Consider the following 17,436-nt stretch of genomic DNA (forward strand, 5'->3'; position numbering starts at 1 on the left):
TATGGCTAAGCAGGCAGCAATAGAACAAGATGGATCTATCATTGAAGCATTATCAAATGCAATGTTTCGTGTAGAACTGGAGAATGGACATGTGGTAACAGCGCATATTTCAGGTAAGATGCGTATGCACTATATAAAACTATTACCTGGAGATAAGGTGAAATTGGAGATGAGTCCGTATGACCTTACAAAAGCAAGAATTACATATAGATACTAAGATACAAGATGAAAGTAAGAGCATCAGTTAAGAAGAGAAGTGCCGACTGCAAGATTGTTCGCAGAAAAGGCAGGTTGTACGTAATCAACAAAAAGAATCCTAGATTTAAACAAAGACAAGGGTAATTATGGCAAGAATCGCAGGTATAGATATACCAAAACAAAAGAGAGGTGTTATCGCCTTAACCTACATTTTTGGAATTGGAAGAAGTAGGTCGCAAGAAATATTGAGTAAAGCCCAAGTTAGCGAAGATACTAAGGTTTCTGATTGGAATGATGATGAAATAGGACGTATCAGAGAAGCTGTTTCTCAATTTACGATTGAAGGTGAATTACGTTCTGAAACCCAATTGAACATTAAGCGTTTAATGGATATTGGTTGTTATAGAGGAATTCGTCATAGATCAGGTTTACCTTTAAGGGGTCAGCGAACTAAGAACAACTCTAGAACTAGAAAAGGAAAGCGTAAAACAGTTGCTAACAAGAAGAAAGCGACTAAATAATAATTAGGTATGGCAAAGGCAAGTACTAAAGTTACCAAGAAACGTAAAGTTATAGTTGATTCTGTTGGTGAAGCACATATTAGCGCTTCTTTCAACAATATCATTATCTCTTTGACAAATAAAAAGGGAGATGTTATTTCTTGGTCATCTGCTGGTAAATTAGGTTTTAGAGGATCTAAGAAAAATACACCTTATGCTGCTCAAGTAGCTGCAGAGGATTGCTCAAAAGTTGCTCATGAAGCAGGTTTGAGAAAAGTAAAGGTTTATGTAAAAGGTCCTGGTAACGGAAGAGAATCTGCAATTAGATCTTTACATAATGCAGGTATAGAAGTAACTGAAATTATTGATGTTACTCCAATGCCTCACAATGGATGTAGACCTCCAAAAAGAAGAAGAGTTTAATTAATTACAAATAATTTCACCGAAAGTGTAATTACGATTATCGAAGGATAAGCCTTAATTCATAATCTCACTTTCAAATTTTTAGAAAATGGCAAGATATACAGGACCAAAATCAAAGATCGCTCGTAAATTCGGCGAAGCAATTTTCGGAGACGATAAATCTTTCGAAAAGAAAAATTACCCTCCAGGACAACACGGTAACAACAGAAGAAGAGGTAAAAAATCTGAGTACTCTGTTCAATTAATGGAGAAACAAAAAGCTAAATATACTTACGGTATTTTAGAAAAGCAATTTAGAAACCTATTCCAGACTGCAAAGAGAAAAGAAGGTGTTGCTGGTGAAATTTTACTTCAATTATGTGAGTCTCGTTTAGATAACGTGGTTTACAGAATGGGTATTTCTCCAACTAGAAGCGGTGCAAGACAATTGGTTTCTCATAGACACATTACGGTTAATGGTGAGTTGGTTAATATTCCTTCTTATTCATTAAAAGCAGGAGATGTTGTTGGTGTTAGAGAGAAATCTAAGTCATTACAAAGTATACAAGATTCATTAGCTGCAAACAATGCGGTGTATGAGTGGATTTCTTGGAATAGCGAAAAGAAGGAAGGAACATATGTTTCAATTCCTGAAAGAATGCAAATTCCAGAAAATATCAAAGAACAATTAATTGTGGAGTTATACTCTAAATAAACAACAACGATCCAATTATGGCATTATTTAATTTTCAGAAACCCGATAAAGTAATAATGATCGATTCCTCTGATTTCGAAGGGAAGTTTGAATTTCGCCCTTTGGAACCTGGTTATGGATTAACTGTTGGGAATGCATTAAGACGAGTATTGCTGTCTTCATTAGAAGGGCATGCAATTACTTCGGTTAGGATAGATAAAGTAGAGCATGAGTTCTCAATGATTCCTGGCGTTGTTGAAGATGTAACAGAGATTATATTAAACTTGAAACAAGTACGTTTCAAGAAACAAATAGAAGATTCTGAAGCTGAAGTTGTTTCAATTTCAGTTAGTGGAAAGAATCAATTGACTGCCGGTGATTTTCAAAAATTCATTTCTGGATATCAAGTACTGAATCCAGATTTAGTTATCTGTAATATGGATGCTAAAGTAAGCATCAATATGGAGATTACTATTGAGAAAGGTAGAGGATATGTACCTGCTGAAGAGAACAGAAAATCTGGCGCTCCATTAGGTACTATAGCTGTTGATTCTATCTTTACACCTATAAAAAATGTAAAGTACAGTATCGAAAACTTTCGTGTAGAGCAAAAAACGGATTATGAAAAATTGGTTTTTGAAATCTCTTCTGATGGATCAATCCATCCTAAGGATGCTTTGACCGAGGCGGCAAAAGTTCTTATTCATCACTTCATGTTATTCTCAGATGAGCGTATCACTTTAGAAGCCGATGAAATTGCTCAAACAGAGACTTATGATGAAGAGTCTTTACATATGAGGCAATTATTGAAAACTAAATTAGTAGATATGGACCTTTCTGTTCGTGCACTAAACTGTTTAAAAGCTGCTGAAGTAGATACTTTAGGTGATTTAGTTTCTTTTAATAAGAACGATTTAATGAAGTTTAGAAACTTCGGTAAAAAATCTTTAACGGAACTTGAAGAACTTGTTATAAACAAAGGTTTAAGTTTTGGTATGGATTTATCAAAATACAAATTAGATAAAGATTAAATAATCATATTTTGCTCCTCGTTCTATCGAGTTTGGTAGCAAGATGATAAAACAAAAACATGAGACACGGTAAAAAAGTTAACCACTTAGGTAGAAAAACTGCTCACAGAAAAGCAATGTTAGCAAACATGGCTTGTTCTTTGATCGAGCATAAAAGAATCAACACTACTGTTGCAAAAGCAAAAGCTTTAAAACAATTTGTTGAGCCTTTGATTACTAAATCAAAAGCAGAAAACAACGTTAGTGCTGAAAAAGGTACACACAACAGACGTATCGTTTTTAAAAACCTTCGTGATAAGAATGCAGTTACTGAATTATTCAGTGTTGTTTCTGAAAAAGTAGCAGACAGACCAGGTGGTTACACTAGAATTATCAAGTTAGGTAATCGTTTAGGTGATAACGCTGATATGGCAATGATAGAATTGGTTGACTTCAACGAATTGTACAATGCTGGTAAGCCTAAGAAAAAATCTACTAGAAGAAGTAGAAGGTCTGGTTCTACTAATACTGAAGCTACTTCTGTAGAGAAAGAAACTAAAGTAGTAGAAGAAGCAAAGCCTGAAGCTGAAGCGCAAACTGATACAGAAGCTAAGACAGATGATTCAAAGGAATAACATTGTCAATAAATATTAATAATGAAAAAGGATAAGCTTTCTAGCTTATCCTTTTTTTTATGTTTTTTTGTTAACGAAATAAATTATAAGTACAAAATGAAATATCAAGCAAAGAGAAAAGCACTAATATTACTTGCCGACGGAACTATCTTTTATGGTAAGTCAGTAGGGGATAAAGAAGGTACTGCTTTTGGTGAGGTATGTTTTAATACGGGCATGACCGGTTATCAAGAGATTTTTACAGATCCTTCTTATTTTGGTCAGATAATGGTTACTACAAATGCGCATATTGGTAATTATGGTGTAAACAAAGATGAAATAGAATCGGAATCCATAAAAATTTCTGGTTTGGTTTGTAGAAATTTTAGTTATGAATATTCTAGACCTTTAGCAGATGATAGTCTTCAAGGCTTTTTAGAACAAAACGGACTTTTTGCAATATCTGATGTAGATACACGTGCTTTGGTTAGTTATATTAGGGATAATGGAGCCATGAATGCGGTAATATCTACTGAGGTTGATAATGTAGAAGATTTAAAAAAGCGTTTAAGTGAAGTGCCAAGCATGGAAGGACTGGAGCTAGCTTCTAAAGTATCTACCAAAGAAGCCTATTTTGTAGGGGATGAAAATGCGACCTTTAAAATAGCTGCATTGGATATTGGAATCAAGAAAAATATTTTAAGAAATCTTGTGAAAAGAGGCGCTTATGTAAAAGTGTTTCCCTATAATAGTAGTTTTGAGGAGATGTCTTCGTGGAATCCTGATGCTTATTTCATATCTAATGGTCCTGGAGATCCAGAGCCCTTAGTTGATGCTATTACTGCTGTTAAGAAAATGATAGAAACAGATAAACCACTTTTTGGAATTTGTTTAGGACATCAAGTTTTAGCTTTGGCAAATGGTGTTTCAACCTATAAAATGCATAATGGTCATAGAGGAATTAATCATCCGATTTTAAATCTGATAACGGGTAAAGGAGAAATTACTTCACAAAATCACGGATTTGCAATTAATAGAGAGGAAACCGAAGCAAATACCAATTTAGAGATTACACATACGCATCTAAATGATAAAACGGTTGCCGGTATAAAAATGAAGAATAAGGATGTTTTTTCTGTGCAATATCACCCAGAAGCTAGTCCTGGTCCTCACGATGCCGATTATCTATTTGATGATTTTTTCAAATTGATCGAGAAAAGTTCAAAACATAACGAAATAGTTTAAATAAACATTATTTAATTGGGAAATCTTGGGTTCAAACAAACCCAGTGATTTCCCTGTTTTGTATCTTTACTTTTTTACAAACAACAAATAAAAAGATTAAAAATGAGTATAATATTAAATGTTCACGCAAGACAAATTTTAGATTCTAGAGGAAACCCAACTGTAGAAGTAGATGTAGTTACTGAGAATGGTGTAATGGGTAGAGCTGCAGTGCCTTCTGGAGCTTCTACCGGTGAACATGAAGCTGTTGAATTACGTGATGGTGGTGATTCTTTCATGGGTAAAGGTGTAAGTAAGGCTGTAGATAACGTAAATAGCGTAATTGCAGAAGAGATATTGGGTATGAGTGTGTTTGATCAAAATCTTTTGGATCAAACAATGATCGATTTAGATGGTACGCCAAACAAATCTAAATTAGGTGCTAATGCAATTTTAGGTGTTTCCTTGGCTGCTGCTAAAGCTGCTGCTAATGAACTTGGTCTTTCACTATTTAGATATGTAGGTGGTGTTAGTGCTAATACACTTCCTGTACCAATGATGAACATTATTAATGGTGGTTCTCACTCAGATGCGCCTATTGCATTTCAAGAGTTTATGGTAATGCCTGTAAAAGCAAAAAGCTTTTCTCACGCAATGCAAATGGGTACTGAAATCTTTCACAACCTTAAAAAAGTATTACATGACCGTGGTCTTAGTACTGCAGTAGGTGATGAGGGTGGTTTTGCTCCGAACCTTGCAGGTGGTACAGAAGATGCCTTGGATACTATTGCTAAAGCTGTTGAAAAAGCTGGGTATACATTAGGTGATGATGTTATGATCGCTTTAGATTGTGCTGCGGCAGAATTCTTTGTAGATGGTAAGTATGACTACACTAAGTTTGAAGGTGAATCTGGTGTAATTAGAACATCTGAAGAGCAGGCACAATACTTGGCAGAACTAAGTGCCAAATATCCTATTATCTCTATTGAGGATGGTATGGATGAGAATGACTGGGACGGCTGGAAAGCTTTAACTGAAAAAGTTGGAGATAAAGTACAATTGGTAGGTGACGATTTATTTGTAACCAATGTTGAACGTTTGTCTACAGGAATTGAAAAAGGTATCGCAAACTCAATTTTGATTAAGGTAAATCAGATCGGTACTTTGACAGAAACAATAGCTGCAGTGAATATGGCTAAAAATGCAGGTTATACTTCAGTAATGTCGCACCGTTCTGGTGAAACAGAAGATAATACTATTGCTGATTTAGCAGTAGCGTTGAATACGGGTCAAATTAAGACCGGTTCGGCTTCAAGATCTGATCGTATGGCTAAATATAACCAACTACTTCGTATAGAAGAAGAGTTAGGTAGCATGGCTTACTATCCACAAGAAAAAGCCTTTAAATTAGGTTAATTTAGATGCGAAATATATTATTAAGCCTTTCTTTCGAGAAAGGCTTTTTTTTTTGGCGTACTTCAAAACTTTAACTACCTTTTGAGAATAAACCAATAATGATACCCCTTTGTTAGCGTATGAATAATTTTCTTTTTGTTTCAGCAGAAAACGATGCTATTCCAGATTGTAAAGCGGGTGGAATGGGTGATGTTGTAAGAGATGTGCCTAGGGAGATTTCGAAACGAGAAGATAGGGTTCACGTGGTTGTGCCTTCTTACTCTAGATTGCATAAGAATGGAATTTTTAAAACCAAATTAGAGTTTAGCCTTCGTGGTGTTTCCTATACTGCAGAGTTGTACGAGGTTATTCCAAAAAGAGTAGATAAGAATATAACACATTATGTTATTCATCATCCAGAAATAGTAGAAGGTGGTATTGCACATATTTATCATGATGACCCTACAGAACCATTTTTTAATGATTTTGTAAAATTTGTCATTTTTTGTACCGCTACTGCAGAAGCCATTAAAATTGGTGCTTTTGGAGATTTAGATATAGTGCATTTACATGATTGGCATTCTGCGGCACTTTTGTTTATAAAGACTTATCATCCAAATTATAGTGATTTGAAAAAGATGAGATATGTCTACACCATACATAATTTGGCAATACAGGGTATCCGTCCTTTTTATAATAATTATGCCTCTGTGAACAATTGGTTTCCAGAAATACAGTTGGATCACAATGCCTTAATGGACTCTAGATATCATGATTGTATTAATTTAATGGCAGTTGGTATTCGTTTGGCAGATGCCGTGCATACGGTATCTCCTTCATATAAAGAAGATGTACTTTTACCTAGTAGAAGACCAGAGTTTATAGGTGGTGAAAGTTTAGAAAATGATTTGTTGAATGCGGATAATGAAGGTCGTCTCTTTGGTATTTTAAATGCTAGTAACTATGGTAATATAAGAGTTGCGGAAAAAGGTTTTCTTTATAGGAATACGGTTAAAGCGTTATTTAGATGGCTACAAGAAAACTCAAAGAAATATAAAGCAGATTTTTTAGCACATACTGGGGAAAAGATTATGCAGTACGTAGGCAATAGACCTAAATTTATAGTGTCTAGTGTAGCAAGACTTACAGAGCAGAAATTTTATTTTTTAAAGCGCTCACCTGAAGCATTTGAAAAAATGTTGGTGAGGTTGAATGAGGTAGATGGTATATTTATGCTCTTAGGGACCGGAGACCCAGATTATGAGGAATTTTTTCGTCATATGAGTTACCATCATAAGAATTTCGTATTCACCAACGGGCAGTCGGAAGATTTGATCGATTCTATGTATTTGGAAACCGACCTCTATTTTATGCCAAGTTTGTTTGAACCTTGTGGAATAAGTCAAATGTTGGCGATGAGAAATGGAAATCCTTGCTTGGTGCATCATACAGGCGGATTAAAAGATACCGTAGATCACTTGAAAACAGGTTTCGCTTTTAGCGGAAATACCTATGATGAACAGATAAGTAACATGGTGAAAAGCTTCGATGAAGCATTGACCATTTGGGAGCATGATAAGGACACTTGGAAAAAGATAAAAGCGAACGCAAAAAAAGCTCGTTTTACTTGGGAAAAATCTTTAGATGCGTATTATGAGTCACTATATCTGTTGTAATGAAAGCTATTCATAGTACTTATTGTTAATTTTACCCAAAACAGATTTTTGAAATTGGTAGACCAATCCTGTTTTGTTAACTTTACGAGGAGTATTTAAAACGTAAAAATTAAAAATGTCAGACAAAGCTATTTTAGAATATAATGGTGAAAAATATGAGTTTCCGGTAATAAAGGGAACCGAAGATGAACTTGCAATAGATATCAAATCTTTGCGTTCTGCAACCAAAGGAATGATAACCATTGATCCGGGTTTTAAAAATACAGGATCATGTGAAAGTGCTATTACTTTTTTAGATGGCGAAAAAGGAATTTTACGTTACAGAGGATATTCAATTGAGGAGTTAGCTGAGAAGGCAGATTTCTTAGAAGTTGCATATGCTTTAATATTTGGAAACTTACCTAACAAAGAAGAACTGGCAAAGTTCCATAAGGATATAAAAGATGAGTCTCACGTAGATGAGGAGATGAAAAAGATTTTGGACGGTTTTCCAAAGTCTGCACACCCAATGGGTGTTTTATCATCTTTGACAAGTGCATTAATTGCATTTAACCCGTCTACAGTTGATGTAAGTTCAGATGAAGATATGTACCATGCAATTGTACGTATTCTTGCAAAATTTCCGGTTCTTGTTGCCTGGACTTTACGTAAAAAGAAAGGTCTTCCATTAGATTATGGAGATGATAGTTTAGGGTATGTTGAGAACATTCATAAAATGATGTTCAAGCGTCCTAATCAAGATTATAAAAAGAACAAGGTTGTTATTGAGGCATTAGACAAGTTATTGATATTACATGCAGATCATGAACAAAACTGTTCTACGAGTACTGTTCGTATCGTAGGTTCTTCACATGCTGGTTTATTCGCGTCTTTATCTGCTGGTATTTCAGCGCTTTGGGGACCACTTCATGGTGGTGCCAACCAAGCGGTTTTAGAAATGCTTGAAGCTATTGAGGCTGATGGTGGTGACACTAAAAAATACATGGCTAAAGCAAAAGATAAGTCTGATCCTTTCAGGCTAATGGGCTTTGGACATAGAGTTTACAAAAACTTCGACCCACGTGCTAAAATTATTAAAGTTGCAGCAGACGAGGTGTTGGCAGACTTAGGTATTGATGATCCTATTCTTGATATTGCCAAAGGTTTAGAAAAAGAAGCACTTGAAGATCAGTACTTTGTTGATAGAAAATTATATCCTAATGTAGATTTCTATTCAGGTATTATTTACAGAGCTTTGGGTATACCAACAGAAATGTTTACGGTTATGTTCGCATTGGGTAGATTACCAGGGTGGATTGCACAATGGAGAGAAATGAGATTGAAAGGCGAACCAATTGGTAGACCAAGACAAGTATATACAGGTGAAAATTTAAGATCTTTTGTCGAACTTGACAAAAGGTAGATTGCTACCGTTAATAAAAAAACAAAAGCTCTTTTAATTTTTAAAGGAGCTTTTTTTTGTGCCATATTTTAATTCATATTTAAATATAGACTTATGTTACAATTAAATATCAATGATGAAATTTCACCTTTAAAGGCGGTTGTGCTGGGTATCGCGAAAAGTTCGGGACCAACACCTACTTTAGAGGAAGCTTATGACCCAAAATCCAAAGAACATATTAAGGCGGGTACTTATCCCTTGGAAGCCGATATGATTGAAGAAATGGAAGCTTTTAAAAATGTCTTTGAAAAATATGATGTTAAGGTTTTTAGACCCGAGGTTCTTGAAGATTGTAATCAGATATTTACCCGAGATATCGCTTTTGTTATTGAAGATAAATTGATAAAAGCCAATATCTTGCCTGATCGCGAACAAGAGGTAGAGGCTATTTTACATGTTCTGGATAAAATAGACGATAATAATATTCTAACCCCACCAGATGATGTTCATGTAGAAGGTGGCGATGTAATGCCTTGGAATGATTATATTTTCGTTGGTACGTATACCGCAGATGATTACCCTTCATATATTACAGCAAGAACTAATAAGGCTGCTGTTGAATATTTGACCAAACAGTTTCCTCACAAAACAATCAAATCATTTGAGTTGCGTAAATCCAATACCGTAGCTAAAGACAATGCCTTGCATTTAGATTGTTGTTTTCAACCCTTAGGTAAGGGAAAAGCTATCATTCATAAAAATGGTTTTCTGGTAGAGGAGGAGTACCAGTGGTTGGTAGACTTTTTTGGTAAAGAGAATGTTTTTGAAATCGATGCTGTGGAAATGTACCATATGTACAGTAACGTTTTTTCTATTTCACCAGACGTGGTTGTATCTGAACAAAACTTTACCCGACTTAACAATTGGTTACGCGAACAGGGCTTTACGGTAGAAGAGATTCCGTATGCAGAGATATCAAAACAAGAAGGCTTACTTCGTTGTAGTACGTTGCCCCTAATTAGAGATTAATTAATAATTCAAAAATAGTAACAACTTAATTAGTACCCCTATGCAAATTACAAATACAATACTCATGATTCGTCCTATTTCATTCAGAATGAATGAACAGACCGCTGTCAATAACTACTTTATGGAAGATATTGATATGAAGAATCAAGAAATAAATCAGAAAGCTCAAGAGGAGTTTGATGCATTTGTATCCGTATTAAAAAATAAAGGCGTTAATGTTATTGTTGTGCAGGATACCAAAGAACCTGATACTCCAGATAGTGTTTTTCCAAATAATTGGATTTCTTTTCATGCAAACGGTACGGTAGGGGTATACCCAATGTTTGCTGAGAATAGAAGGGAAGAGCGCCGAGATGATATTTTCGATACCTTAGAAGAGAACGGGTTCAAAATAAATGATATTATCGATTATACTTCTGCCGAAGAAGAAGAATTGTTTCTTGAAGGTACCGGTAGTATTCTCATTGACAGGGTAAATAAAAAAGCGTATTGTGCACTTTCTGAACGCGCAGACGAGGAATTGTTTATAGAGTTCTGTGAAGATTTTGATTTCTTTCCGGTAATATTTACAGCGAATCAATCTGTAGACGGTAAAAGGCTACCTATATATCACACTAATGTAATGATGGCATTGGCAGAAAATTTTGTTGTTATTTGTGCAGACTCCATCGATGATAAAAAGGAAAGAAAGAATGTATTGGACCATCTTAAGAAAGATGGTAAAGAAATCATTACCATTACAGAACAGCAAATGCATCATTTTGCTGGTAATATGTTGCAGGTTTTAGGCGGTAATGATAAAAGATATATGGTTATGAGTTCGGCGGCATATCATAGTTTGACTAAAGATCAGATTACTCAAATAGAGAAACACTGTGGTATTCTACATAGTTCTTTGCATACTATTGAAACCTGTGGAGGTGGTAGTGCTCGTTGTATGATGGCTGAAGTTTTTCTTCCTAAAGCATAATAATACGTGTTGGCCTATTGAAATAATTAAATTTAATAGGCTAACATTTGTTAACGGTATTCGCTATCTTCATAGAGATTGAAAGTTTTATCTATCAAAGGTTTTTATGAGGTTAAAAGCAATTTATATTTTTTCGATGTTTTTACTTTTAGGGTTGATATTCGTATTGGCGAATTCACCTAAGTTTTCTGGTTATGAAATTGTAGAAAAAACAAAACTTCAAAATCAACAGGGTAATGAAGACTTCAACAAGATGATGGATGTGCTTACCCATCAACGATGTATGAATTGTCACCCTAGTGACCATATTCCTAAGCAAGGAGATGAGAGTCATCCGCACTATTTTGGTATGACAAGAGGTGAAGATGACCATGGCTTTGAAGCTACTACTTGCAATACCTGTCATCAATCTGAAAATAATATGAGTTCTGGGGTTCCCGGTGCACCACATTGGGCATTAGCGCCTGCCTCTATGGCTTGGGAAGGACTTACAAGAACCGAAATCGCAAAGCGTTTGTTGGACAAAAGTATGAACGGCAATAGAAGTCACGAAGATTTAATAAAACATATGACAGAAGATGACCTGGTGCTTTGGGCATGGGAACCTGGGGTAGACGCCGAAGGAGAACAGCGTACATTGCCACCGGTTTCAAAGGAAGATTTTAAAATAGCAGTTGAAAATTGGTTTGCTAACGGAGCGGTCATTCCTTCTAAATAATTAAACTTTATGAAAATTTCCATTACTGTAAACGGAGTAGTAAAAGCTCTTGAAATAGCAGATGAAAATACGCCCTTACTTTGGGTAATTCGAGATACGTTAAACTTAAAGGGTACAAAATTTGGCTGCGGAAAAGCGGCTTGTGGGGCTTGTACCTTACATGTAGATGGTGAGGCTGTTCGGTCTTGTTCCTATCCCGTTAAATTTGCTGAAGGTAAAGAAGTAACTACTATTGAAGGGTTGGGAGACAGAGAAAACCCACATCCTGTTCAACAAGCTTGGATAGATGAGATTGTACCGCAATGTGGATATTGTCAACCTGGGTTTATGATGGCAACGGCTGCATTGTTGAATAAAGTTCCAACACCAACAGATGAGGATATAGATAAGAATATTATCAATGTATGTCGCTGTGGTACCTATTATAGAATGCGAAAGGCGATACATAAGGCGGCGGAATTGCAAGCGGATAAGGTTATGAACGAATCTAAAACCCTGTAAGCCATGGCGGATAAAAGTAAAAAGAAAGTTTCTAGGCGTAAGTTTCTTGTACGAGGTGGATTGGGAACCATTGGTGTTGTAGCTATTGGTGCATATATTTTTAGAAACCCCATACGCCGTCAGATTTTAGGAATGGTAAATTCTTTAGAGGCACCCTATACCGATAATACCGATAAGCCTATGGTTTGGTTCGAGGTTACATCTGATAATACTATTCTTTTACATTCTCCTAAAATGGAAATGGGTCAGGGTACGTTTACCGGTATTGCCCAAATGGCTGCCGATGAACTTTCTGTAACCATGAATCAGATAAAAGTGGTTCATGCAGCTTCTTCTACCGGTAATGTAGATAGTTTTGCTACTGGCGGTAGTACGTCTATTTCTGGATTATGGAAACCGCTCAGGGAGCTTGCTGCAATGTTAAGGGTTATGCTCTTAAAAGAGGCTGCACTTAAACTAAATATTGGGGTCGATGAACTCTCGGTAGCGGATGGAATAATATCGGGTAACGGCAAAACGCTGACATATGCTCAGGCAGCGGAAGGAGTAGAACAATGGGAAGTGCCAGATGCACCTGTTTTAAAAGATATAAAGGACTATAAGTACATTGGTCAGCCTATTGCTAGAGTAGATTTGGAAGCTAAGGTATATGGTGATCCTATTTTTGGTATGGATGCCGATATGCCGGGTATGCTCTATGGGGCAGTAGTTAGACCAACAAAAATTGGAGCTACCTTCGTTAGTGCAGATACGTCTGGAGCTGAAAGTATGCCCGGGGTAATTAAAATAATCGTTGAAGATGACTTTGTAGGTGTTGTAGCCAATTCTATGATAGCGGCAGAGCATGCAAAAAATGCAATCAAGGTAACTTGGAATAGTATTGAGGATTTAGATACTACTGCCATAACCGAAATGATGACGGTCGGTAATGGTAATTCTACTATAATACAACAAAATGGAGCTGCTTTTGATGAGGATGATGAATTTGCAACCTTGGAATTTAGAAGTCCTATTGGGGCACATGCGCAAATTGAACCAAATGGAGTCGTAGCCTCGGTGGAAGCGGATAACGCAATTATTAAAATTTCTACACAGGTAGTTAGTCTTACCAGAAAAGAAGTTGCCAAAAGGTTAGGTTTAGATACCGAACAAGTGAATATTGTGCCTACGTATTTAGGGGGTGGTTTTGGTAGAAGGTTACATACACCCCATGCCGTACAGGCAGCAGTAATGTCTAAGGCTGTTGGTAAACCGGTAAAATACTTTTTTAGTAGAAAGGAAGAATTTCAGCATGATATGTTTCGCCCGCCAACACATCATATTATTAAAGGTAAATTAAATGCTGAAGGTTATCTGGACGGACTAGAACATCAATTCGTGAGTGGTGATGTTGCTACAGATTCGGCATTGGTTCCAAATGTACTTACAAATTTCCTTGGCGCTGATGTTGGTGCCATACGGGGCGGATTCATACAATACACGGACATTCCTAATTTCAAGTCAGTATATTGGCACGTTGAGTTGCCTTTTGCCACTAGTTGGTGGCGTAGCCTAGGTTTGTTGGCAAATACCTTTGCTATGGAAAGTTTTATTGATGAAATGGCGCTTAAAGCAAACAAGAATGCAGTCGATTTTAGGTTAAGGCAAATAGGAGAGCAAGATATTGATGTTCGTTTAAAAAATGTTATCAAGGCAGCAGCTGAAAAAGCAAAATATTCAGAAGAGGTTGTAGACGGTCGTGCTATGGGCTTTGCAGCGTCTATAGATGCAAATACCCCTTGTGCCCAAGTGGCTGAAGTTTCTATTGTCGATAATGAAATTAAAGTTCATAAAGTAACGGTTGCCATGGATCCTGGTTTGGCTGTTAACCCCGATCAAATTCGAGCGCAGTGCGAGGGTTGTGTTATTATGGGCATGAGTGCTGTACTTTATGAGCAAATGTTCGTTGAGAATGGCGAGTTGACACCAACCATTTACGGTCCATATCAAATGGCATTGATGAAAAATGCCCCTAAAGAAATAGATGTGATATTACTGCAAGGAAAAGATACTCCGGGTGCTGTAGGCGAACCTCCATTGGGTCCTATTGGTGCGGCAATAGCAAATGCAGTTAGAAGATTAACGGGCGAACGATTAACCCAGTTGCCACTTAAACTTTCTACCGAATCATAATTTTAATAGGTAATTCCATCACGCTTCCATCTTTTGTGAGTCCATAGATACAATTCAGGGTATTTTTCAATGACCTTTTCCAATTTATTGGCATATAAATCAATAATGTTCTGTTCGTTTAAAGTGGCTGCTTGGTTGACAATGTTCTCGAAGAAAAGTTCATAGGATCCGCGTTTTATTTTCTTTAGATAGGGAATGAATATTGCTGAATCTGTTTTCTTGGCTATTTTGGCAGCACCTGTAAAAAAGGAGGTTTGCTGATTAAAAAATATGGTTTGCTGCTTGCCGGATTTTCCTAACGGACTTTGATCGCCAATGACACAGTTCATGGAAACGATGTTGTTATTTTTTAAATGAAGTAAATGGCGGTATCCTTCATTACTAGGAATACAATGAACATTAAAACGTTCTCGCATCAATATGAACAAATCGTTGAAATAGGTATTAGATAATGGTTTGTATAAAGTATTGCAGTTTACATTTAGAAATAAAGGTACTGTAGTAAGCCATTCCCAATTGCCTTGGTGTGCGGTGTACAGCATAATATTTTCATTGTTTTTTAGGTGATTGGTCAATAGGGATAGGTTGTTGATTTTAAACCTTTTTTGAACTTCATTTGGCTTAATGGTCAATAATTTAATCGCCTCAAAGAACATGTCGCAGAAATGCCTGTAAAATTTTTTTGCGATGCTGTTGATTTCTTTTTCTGTCTTATCGGGGAAGGCTACATGTAAATTTTTGCAGACTACTTTTTTTCGGTAACCAAATATGTAGTATGTTAAGAAAAAGGTGATGTCAGATATGATGTATAATGCCCAAAAAGGTAAAATTGACAATACATAAAATGGAAAGAAACGTAAGTATTTCATCTTCAAAAAATTATGATAGTGATTGATGCTGCCTAAAAACGCTTACAATACTAGTCGTGAAAATAAAATGGATATTACTCTAAAGAATAAAAAAATAACTCTTTAGCTTAAAACTAATTTTGGTCGGTTTTAGCAATATTTCTGATCATGCCACCAAAAATAAAATAGTGAAAAGGCACTATGCTATACCAATATAATCTACCGCGCAAACCACGTGGTCTAAAGGTAGCGGTTTGATGTAGTACGTTATTATCATCAATTTTAAATTCCAACCATGCTTCGCCAGGTAGTTTCATTTCGGCGAATAACAATAATCTTTTCGCTTTTTTGTCCGCAAGTAATACACGCCAAAAGTCAAGTGAATCACCCGCAAATATTTTGTCTGGATGTGTTCTGCCTCGTCTTAAACCAACACCGCCCCAAAGTTTATCTAAAAATCCCCTAATTTTCCATAACCAATTTCCATAGTACCATCCGGTTTCACCGCCAATGCTCCATATACGCTCTAGAACTTCCTCAGGTTGGGTAACTTGAAGTTGCTTGTAGTCTTTCAATACTCCATATTTTGGGACTTGTATATGTTTTTCAAGGTTTTCAAGAAAACGACCACTGATCATACTGTCTTTCCAACTGCTGATCACTAAGTTTTGTTCTATCTTTTTAAATGCTAAATCAATAGCTTCTTTGTAGGTATGTGGTTCAATGTTAAGTATATCCTGTAATCTGGTATCTTTTGCTATAACTTCTATTTTCATGCTATCTACCAGATTCAATGCCAATTTATATGATGTTGAGGTTACAAAGTATAACCAATATGAAGATAGTTTTGGAGTCATTACAGGTACGGTCCAAATCCAATTTTTGAATCCTCTGACTTCGGCATATTTATGTAACATTTCTTTATAAGTGAGTACATTTGGTCCGGCAATATCAAATGAATCGTTATATGTTTTTTCGTTTCCTAAAACTCCGGTTAAAAATGCGATAACATCACGAATGGCAATAGGTTGCGTTTTGGTTAACACCCATTTAGGAGTAATCATAACAGGTAGTTTTTCACATAAATCGCGAATAATTTCAAATGAAGAACTGCCTGACCCAACTATGATTCCTGCTCTTAAAACAGTAAGGTTAAAATCACCTTGGTAAAGAATATCTTCTACATTTTTTCTAGATTGTAAATGTTTTGAAAGTAGCTCGTCATTTACTATTCCACTTAAATAAATTACTTGTTCAATTTGAGTTTTAGAAACATACTTGTTGAAATTTTCTGCGGTTTTCGCCTCCATGTCATCAAAGTCTTGTGTAGAAGAACTCATGGAGTGAATTAGAAAGTATGCGGCATCAATATCTTGTGGAACTACATTCTCTTTGGGGTCCTCTAGAAAATCAATTTCAATAACTTCAATTTGGCTTCTGGTTTCTTTATCTACAGAAAGTCTGGTTTCATCGCGTACCGCACAAACAATGTCATGACCCATTTCTATTAATTGTGGTAGAATACGCATACCTATATAACCATTGGCACCTGTAAGTAGTATTTTCATAAATCTTCAATTGAGGTGGGTGCGTTATCAGCTTTGTAGCCTAAGATTTTTTTAAAGAATTTCTGTACCGCTTTTGTATCGGACTCCACTTTTATAAAATATTGGTCTTTGTAAATGGAGTACACTGAAGCCTGCCCTTTGTATATGGAAAGTTTGTAATAAGGTATCACCAAGGCATAAGATTCTAATAAAGATCTAAAGCCAACAATGATTCCTTTTGGTCTCATTTCTATATTGCAGGTATTTCTGTTATTATCTAAAATCAGTAAATTTTTAATGTCGATACTGGTTTCTGTAATGATAAGTTTTGGGGAGCCTATACCGCCCAATGCCCATCTTTCTTTTAAAGTAAATGGCTTACCCACTTCAGCGTCAATTTTCTTGGAAACCGATTTGTTGTTATAAGATACGTTTACGAGCATGTATGTTTTCTTACACTGTTTTCATTAAAGTTAACGAAATGCCGAATGAATGCCGCATCTGTTCATCTTAAAGCATAAAAAATGATTAATTTTGCAGCCTTAATTAAACGTTTT

The 17,436-nt window shown here is 36.0% G+C and carries 19 protein-coding genes; 16 read left to right on the forward strand and 3 right to left on the reverse strand.

Annotation, left to right across the window (positions count from 1 at the left end; all coding sequences use genetic code 11):
* Window position 1: 1 nt before the first annotated feature.
* The 16 genes from infA to DCS95_RS08975 all read left to right on the forward strand — a co-directional run bounded on the left by infA (window position 2) and on the right by DCS95_RS08975 (window position 14,484).
* Complete coding sequence (gene infA / locus DCS95_RS08900) at window positions 2-217, forward strand: translation initiation factor IF-1 (protein WP_013305172.1); 216 nt, start codon at window positions 2-4, stop codon at window positions 215-217.
* 8 nt (window positions 218-225) lie between these two features.
* Window positions 226-342: a type B 50S ribosomal protein L36 gene (gene ykgO, locus DCS95_RS08905; RefSeq protein WP_013305171.1), complete on the forward strand. Its 117-nt coding sequence runs from the start codon at window positions 226-228 to the stop codon at window positions 340-342.
* A gap of 2 nt (window positions 343-344) precedes the next feature.
* Window positions 345-719 carry a 30S ribosomal protein S13 gene (rpsM, locus tag DCS95_RS08910; protein ID WP_116770437.1) on the forward strand — a complete coding sequence of 125 codons (375 nt, stop codon included), beginning with the start codon at window positions 345-347 and terminating at the stop codon, window positions 717-719.
* Between the two features lie 9 nt (window positions 720-728).
* A complete protein-coding gene (rpsK, locus tag DCS95_RS08915) occupies window positions 729-1,121 on the forward strand; it encodes a 30S ribosomal protein S11 (RefSeq protein WP_027064807.1) in 393 nt (130 codons plus the stop codon).
* A gap of 88 nt (window positions 1,122-1,209) precedes the next feature.
* Window positions 1,210-1,815 carry a 30S ribosomal protein S4 gene (rpsD, locus tag DCS95_RS08920; RefSeq protein ID WP_116770438.1) on the forward strand — a complete coding sequence of 202 codons (606 nt, stop codon included), beginning with the start codon at window positions 1,210-1,212 and terminating at the stop codon, window positions 1,813-1,815.
* Window positions 1,816-1,832: 17 nt separating this feature from the next.
* On the forward strand, window positions 1,833-2,825 hold the full coding sequence (locus DCS95_RS08925) for a DNA-directed RNA polymerase subunit alpha (RefSeq protein ID WP_058103813.1): 993 nt from the start codon (window positions 1,833-1,835) through the stop codon (window positions 2,823-2,825).
* Window positions 2,826-2,884: 59 nt separating this feature from the next.
* The gene (rplQ, locus tag DCS95_RS08930) at window positions 2,885-3,439 is read left to right on the forward strand and encodes a 50S ribosomal protein L17 (protein WP_116770439.1); all 555 of its coding nucleotides are present in this window, start codon (window positions 2,885-2,887) and stop codon (window positions 3,437-3,439) included.
* Window positions 3,440-3,535: 96 nt separating this feature from the next.
* Window positions 3,536-4,663 (forward strand): glutamine-hydrolyzing carbamoyl-phosphate synthase small subunit, encoded by a 1,128-nt coding sequence (carA, locus tag DCS95_RS08935; protein ID WP_116770924.1) that lies wholly within the window; start codon window positions 3,536-3,538, stop codon window positions 4,661-4,663.
* A gap of 102 nt (window positions 4,664-4,765) precedes the next feature.
* Window positions 4,766-6,058, forward strand: coding sequence for a phosphopyruvate hydratase (gene eno, locus DCS95_RS08940; RefSeq protein WP_116770440.1), 1,293 nt, complete (start codon window positions 4,766-4,768; stop codon window positions 6,056-6,058).
* A gap of 119 nt (window positions 6,059-6,177) precedes the next feature.
* The gene (locus DCS95_RS08945) at window positions 6,178-7,713 is read left to right on the forward strand and encodes a glycogen synthase (RefSeq protein ID WP_116770441.1); all 1,536 of its coding nucleotides are present in this window, start codon (window positions 6,178-6,180) and stop codon (window positions 7,711-7,713) included.
* Window positions 7,714-7,828: 115 nt separating this feature from the next.
* A complete protein-coding gene (locus tag DCS95_RS08950; protein WP_116770442.1) occupies window positions 7,829-9,115 on the forward strand; it encodes a citrate synthase in 1,287 nt (428 codons plus the stop codon).
* A 93-nt stretch (window positions 9,116-9,208) separates the two neighbouring features.
* On the forward strand, window positions 9,209-10,123 hold the full coding sequence (locus tag DCS95_RS08955) for a dimethylarginine dimethylaminohydrolase family protein (RefSeq protein ID WP_116770443.1): 915 nt from the start codon (window positions 9,209-9,211) through the stop codon (window positions 10,121-10,123).
* 40 nt (window positions 10,124-10,163) lie between these two features.
* On the forward strand, window positions 10,164-11,093 hold the full coding sequence (ctlX, locus tag DCS95_RS08960) for a citrulline utilization hydrolase CtlX (protein ID WP_116770444.1): 930 nt from the start codon (window positions 10,164-10,166) through the stop codon (window positions 11,091-11,093).
* Window positions 11,094-11,229: 136 nt separating this feature from the next.
* A complete protein-coding gene (locus tag DCS95_RS08965) occupies window positions 11,230-11,811 on the forward strand; it encodes a hypothetical protein (protein ID WP_208630755.1) in 582 nt (193 codons plus the stop codon).
* Window positions 11,812-11,820: 9 nt separating this feature from the next.
* A complete protein-coding gene (locus DCS95_RS08970) occupies window positions 11,821-12,312 on the forward strand; it encodes a (2Fe-2S)-binding protein (protein WP_116770446.1) in 492 nt (163 codons plus the stop codon).
* A 3-nt stretch (window positions 12,313-12,315) separates the two neighbouring features.
* Entirely contained in the window at window positions 12,316-14,484 is a 2,169-nt protein-coding gene (locus DCS95_RS08975; RefSeq protein ID WP_116770447.1) for a xanthine dehydrogenase family protein molybdopterin-binding subunit, read from the forward strand.
* 2 nt (window positions 14,485-14,486) lie between these two features.
* Here DCS95_RS08975 and DCS95_RS08980 read toward each other — a convergent pair whose 3' ends face one another.
* The 3 genes from DCS95_RS08980 to DCS95_RS08990 form a co-directional block, all read right to left on the reverse strand.
* Window positions 14,487-15,353: a lysophospholipid acyltransferase family protein gene (locus DCS95_RS08980; protein WP_116770448.1), complete on the reverse strand. Its 867-nt coding sequence runs from the start codon at window positions 15,351-15,353 to the stop codon at window positions 14,487-14,489.
* A 113-nt stretch (window positions 15,354-15,466) separates the two neighbouring features.
* Window positions 15,467-16,900 (reverse strand): SDR family oxidoreductase, encoded by a 1,434-nt coding sequence (locus DCS95_RS08985; protein ID WP_116770449.1) that lies wholly within the window; start codon window positions 16,898-16,900, stop codon window positions 15,467-15,469.
* Window positions 16,897-17,322 carry a hypothetical protein gene (locus DCS95_RS08990; RefSeq protein WP_116770450.1) on the reverse strand — a complete coding sequence of 142 codons (426 nt, stop codon included), beginning with the start codon at window positions 17,320-17,322 and terminating at the stop codon, window positions 16,897-16,899. Before DCS95_RS08990 ends, DCS95_RS08985 begins: the two co-directional genes overlap by 4 nt.
* Between the last annotated feature and the right edge of the window lie 114 nt (window positions 17,323-17,436).

The organism is Maribacter litoralis (assembly GCF_003075045.1).
GTDB classification, from domain to species: Bacteria; Bacteroidota; Bacteroidia; order Flavobacteriales; family Flavobacteriaceae; genus Maribacter; species Maribacter litoralis.

Coding starts and splice junctions, on each gene's coding strand:
- DCS95_RS08955 (WP_116770443.1), top strand. CDS start 9,209: ATGTTACAATTAAATATCAATGATGAAATTTCACCTTTAAAGGCGGTT.
- rpsM (WP_116770437.1), top strand. CDS start 345: ATGGCAAGAATCGCAGGTATAGATATACCAAAACAAAAGAGAGGTGTT.
- rpsK (WP_027064807.1), top strand. CDS start 729: ATGGCAAAGGCAAGTACTAAAGTTACCAAGAAACGTAAAGTTATAGTT.
- DCS95_RS08945 (WP_116770441.1), top strand. CDS start 6,178: ATGAATAATTTTCTTTTTGTTTCAGCAGAAAACGATGCTATTCCAGAT.
- DCS95_RS08970 (WP_116770446.1), top strand. CDS start 11,821: ATGAAAATTTCCATTACTGTAAACGGAGTAGTAAAAGCTCTTGAAATA.
- DCS95_RS08990 (WP_116770450.1), bottom strand. CDS start 17,322: ATGCTCGTAAACGTATCTTATAACAACAAATCGGTTTCCAAGAAAATT.
- DCS95_RS08965 (WP_208630755.1), top strand. CDS start 11,230: ATGTTTTTACTTTTAGGGTTGATATTCGTATTGGCGAATTCACCTAAG.
- DCS95_RS08980 (WP_116770448.1), bottom strand. CDS start 15,353: ATGAAATACTTACGTTTCTTTCCATTTTATGTATTGTCAATTTTACCT.
- DCS95_RS08950 (WP_116770442.1), top strand. CDS start 7,829: ATGTCAGACAAAGCTATTTTAGAATATAATGGTGAAAAATATGAGTTT.
- DCS95_RS08925 (WP_058103813.1), top strand. CDS start 1,833: ATGGCATTATTTAATTTTCAGAAACCCGATAAAGTAATAATGATCGAT.
- rplQ (WP_116770439.1), top strand. CDS start 2,885: ATGAGACACGGTAAAAAAGTTAACCACTTAGGTAGAAAAACTGCTCAC.
- infA (WP_013305172.1), top strand. CDS start 2: ATGGCTAAGCAGGCAGCAATAGAACAAGATGGATCTATCATTGAAGCA.
- DCS95_RS08985 (WP_116770449.1), bottom strand. CDS start 16,900: ATGAAAATACTACTTACAGGTGCCAATGGTTATATAGGTATGCGTATT.
- ctlX (WP_116770444.1), top strand. CDS start 10,164: ATGCAAATTACAAATACAATACTCATGATTCGTCCTATTTCATTCAGA.
- eno (WP_116770440.1), top strand. CDS start 4,766: ATGAGTATAATATTAAATGTTCACGCAAGACAAATTTTAGATTCTAGA.
- rpsD (WP_116770438.1), top strand. CDS start 1,210: ATGGCAAGATATACAGGACCAAAATCAAAGATCGCTCGTAAATTCGGC.
- DCS95_RS08975 (WP_116770447.1), top strand. CDS start 12,316: ATGGCGGATAAAAGTAAAAAGAAAGTTTCTAGGCGTAAGTTTCTTGTA.
- ykgO (WP_013305171.1), top strand. CDS start 226: ATGAAAGTAAGAGCATCAGTTAAGAAGAGAAGTGCCGACTGCAAGATT.
- carA (WP_116770924.1), top strand. CDS start 3,536: ATGAAATATCAAGCAAAGAGAAAAGCACTAATATTACTTGCCGACGGA.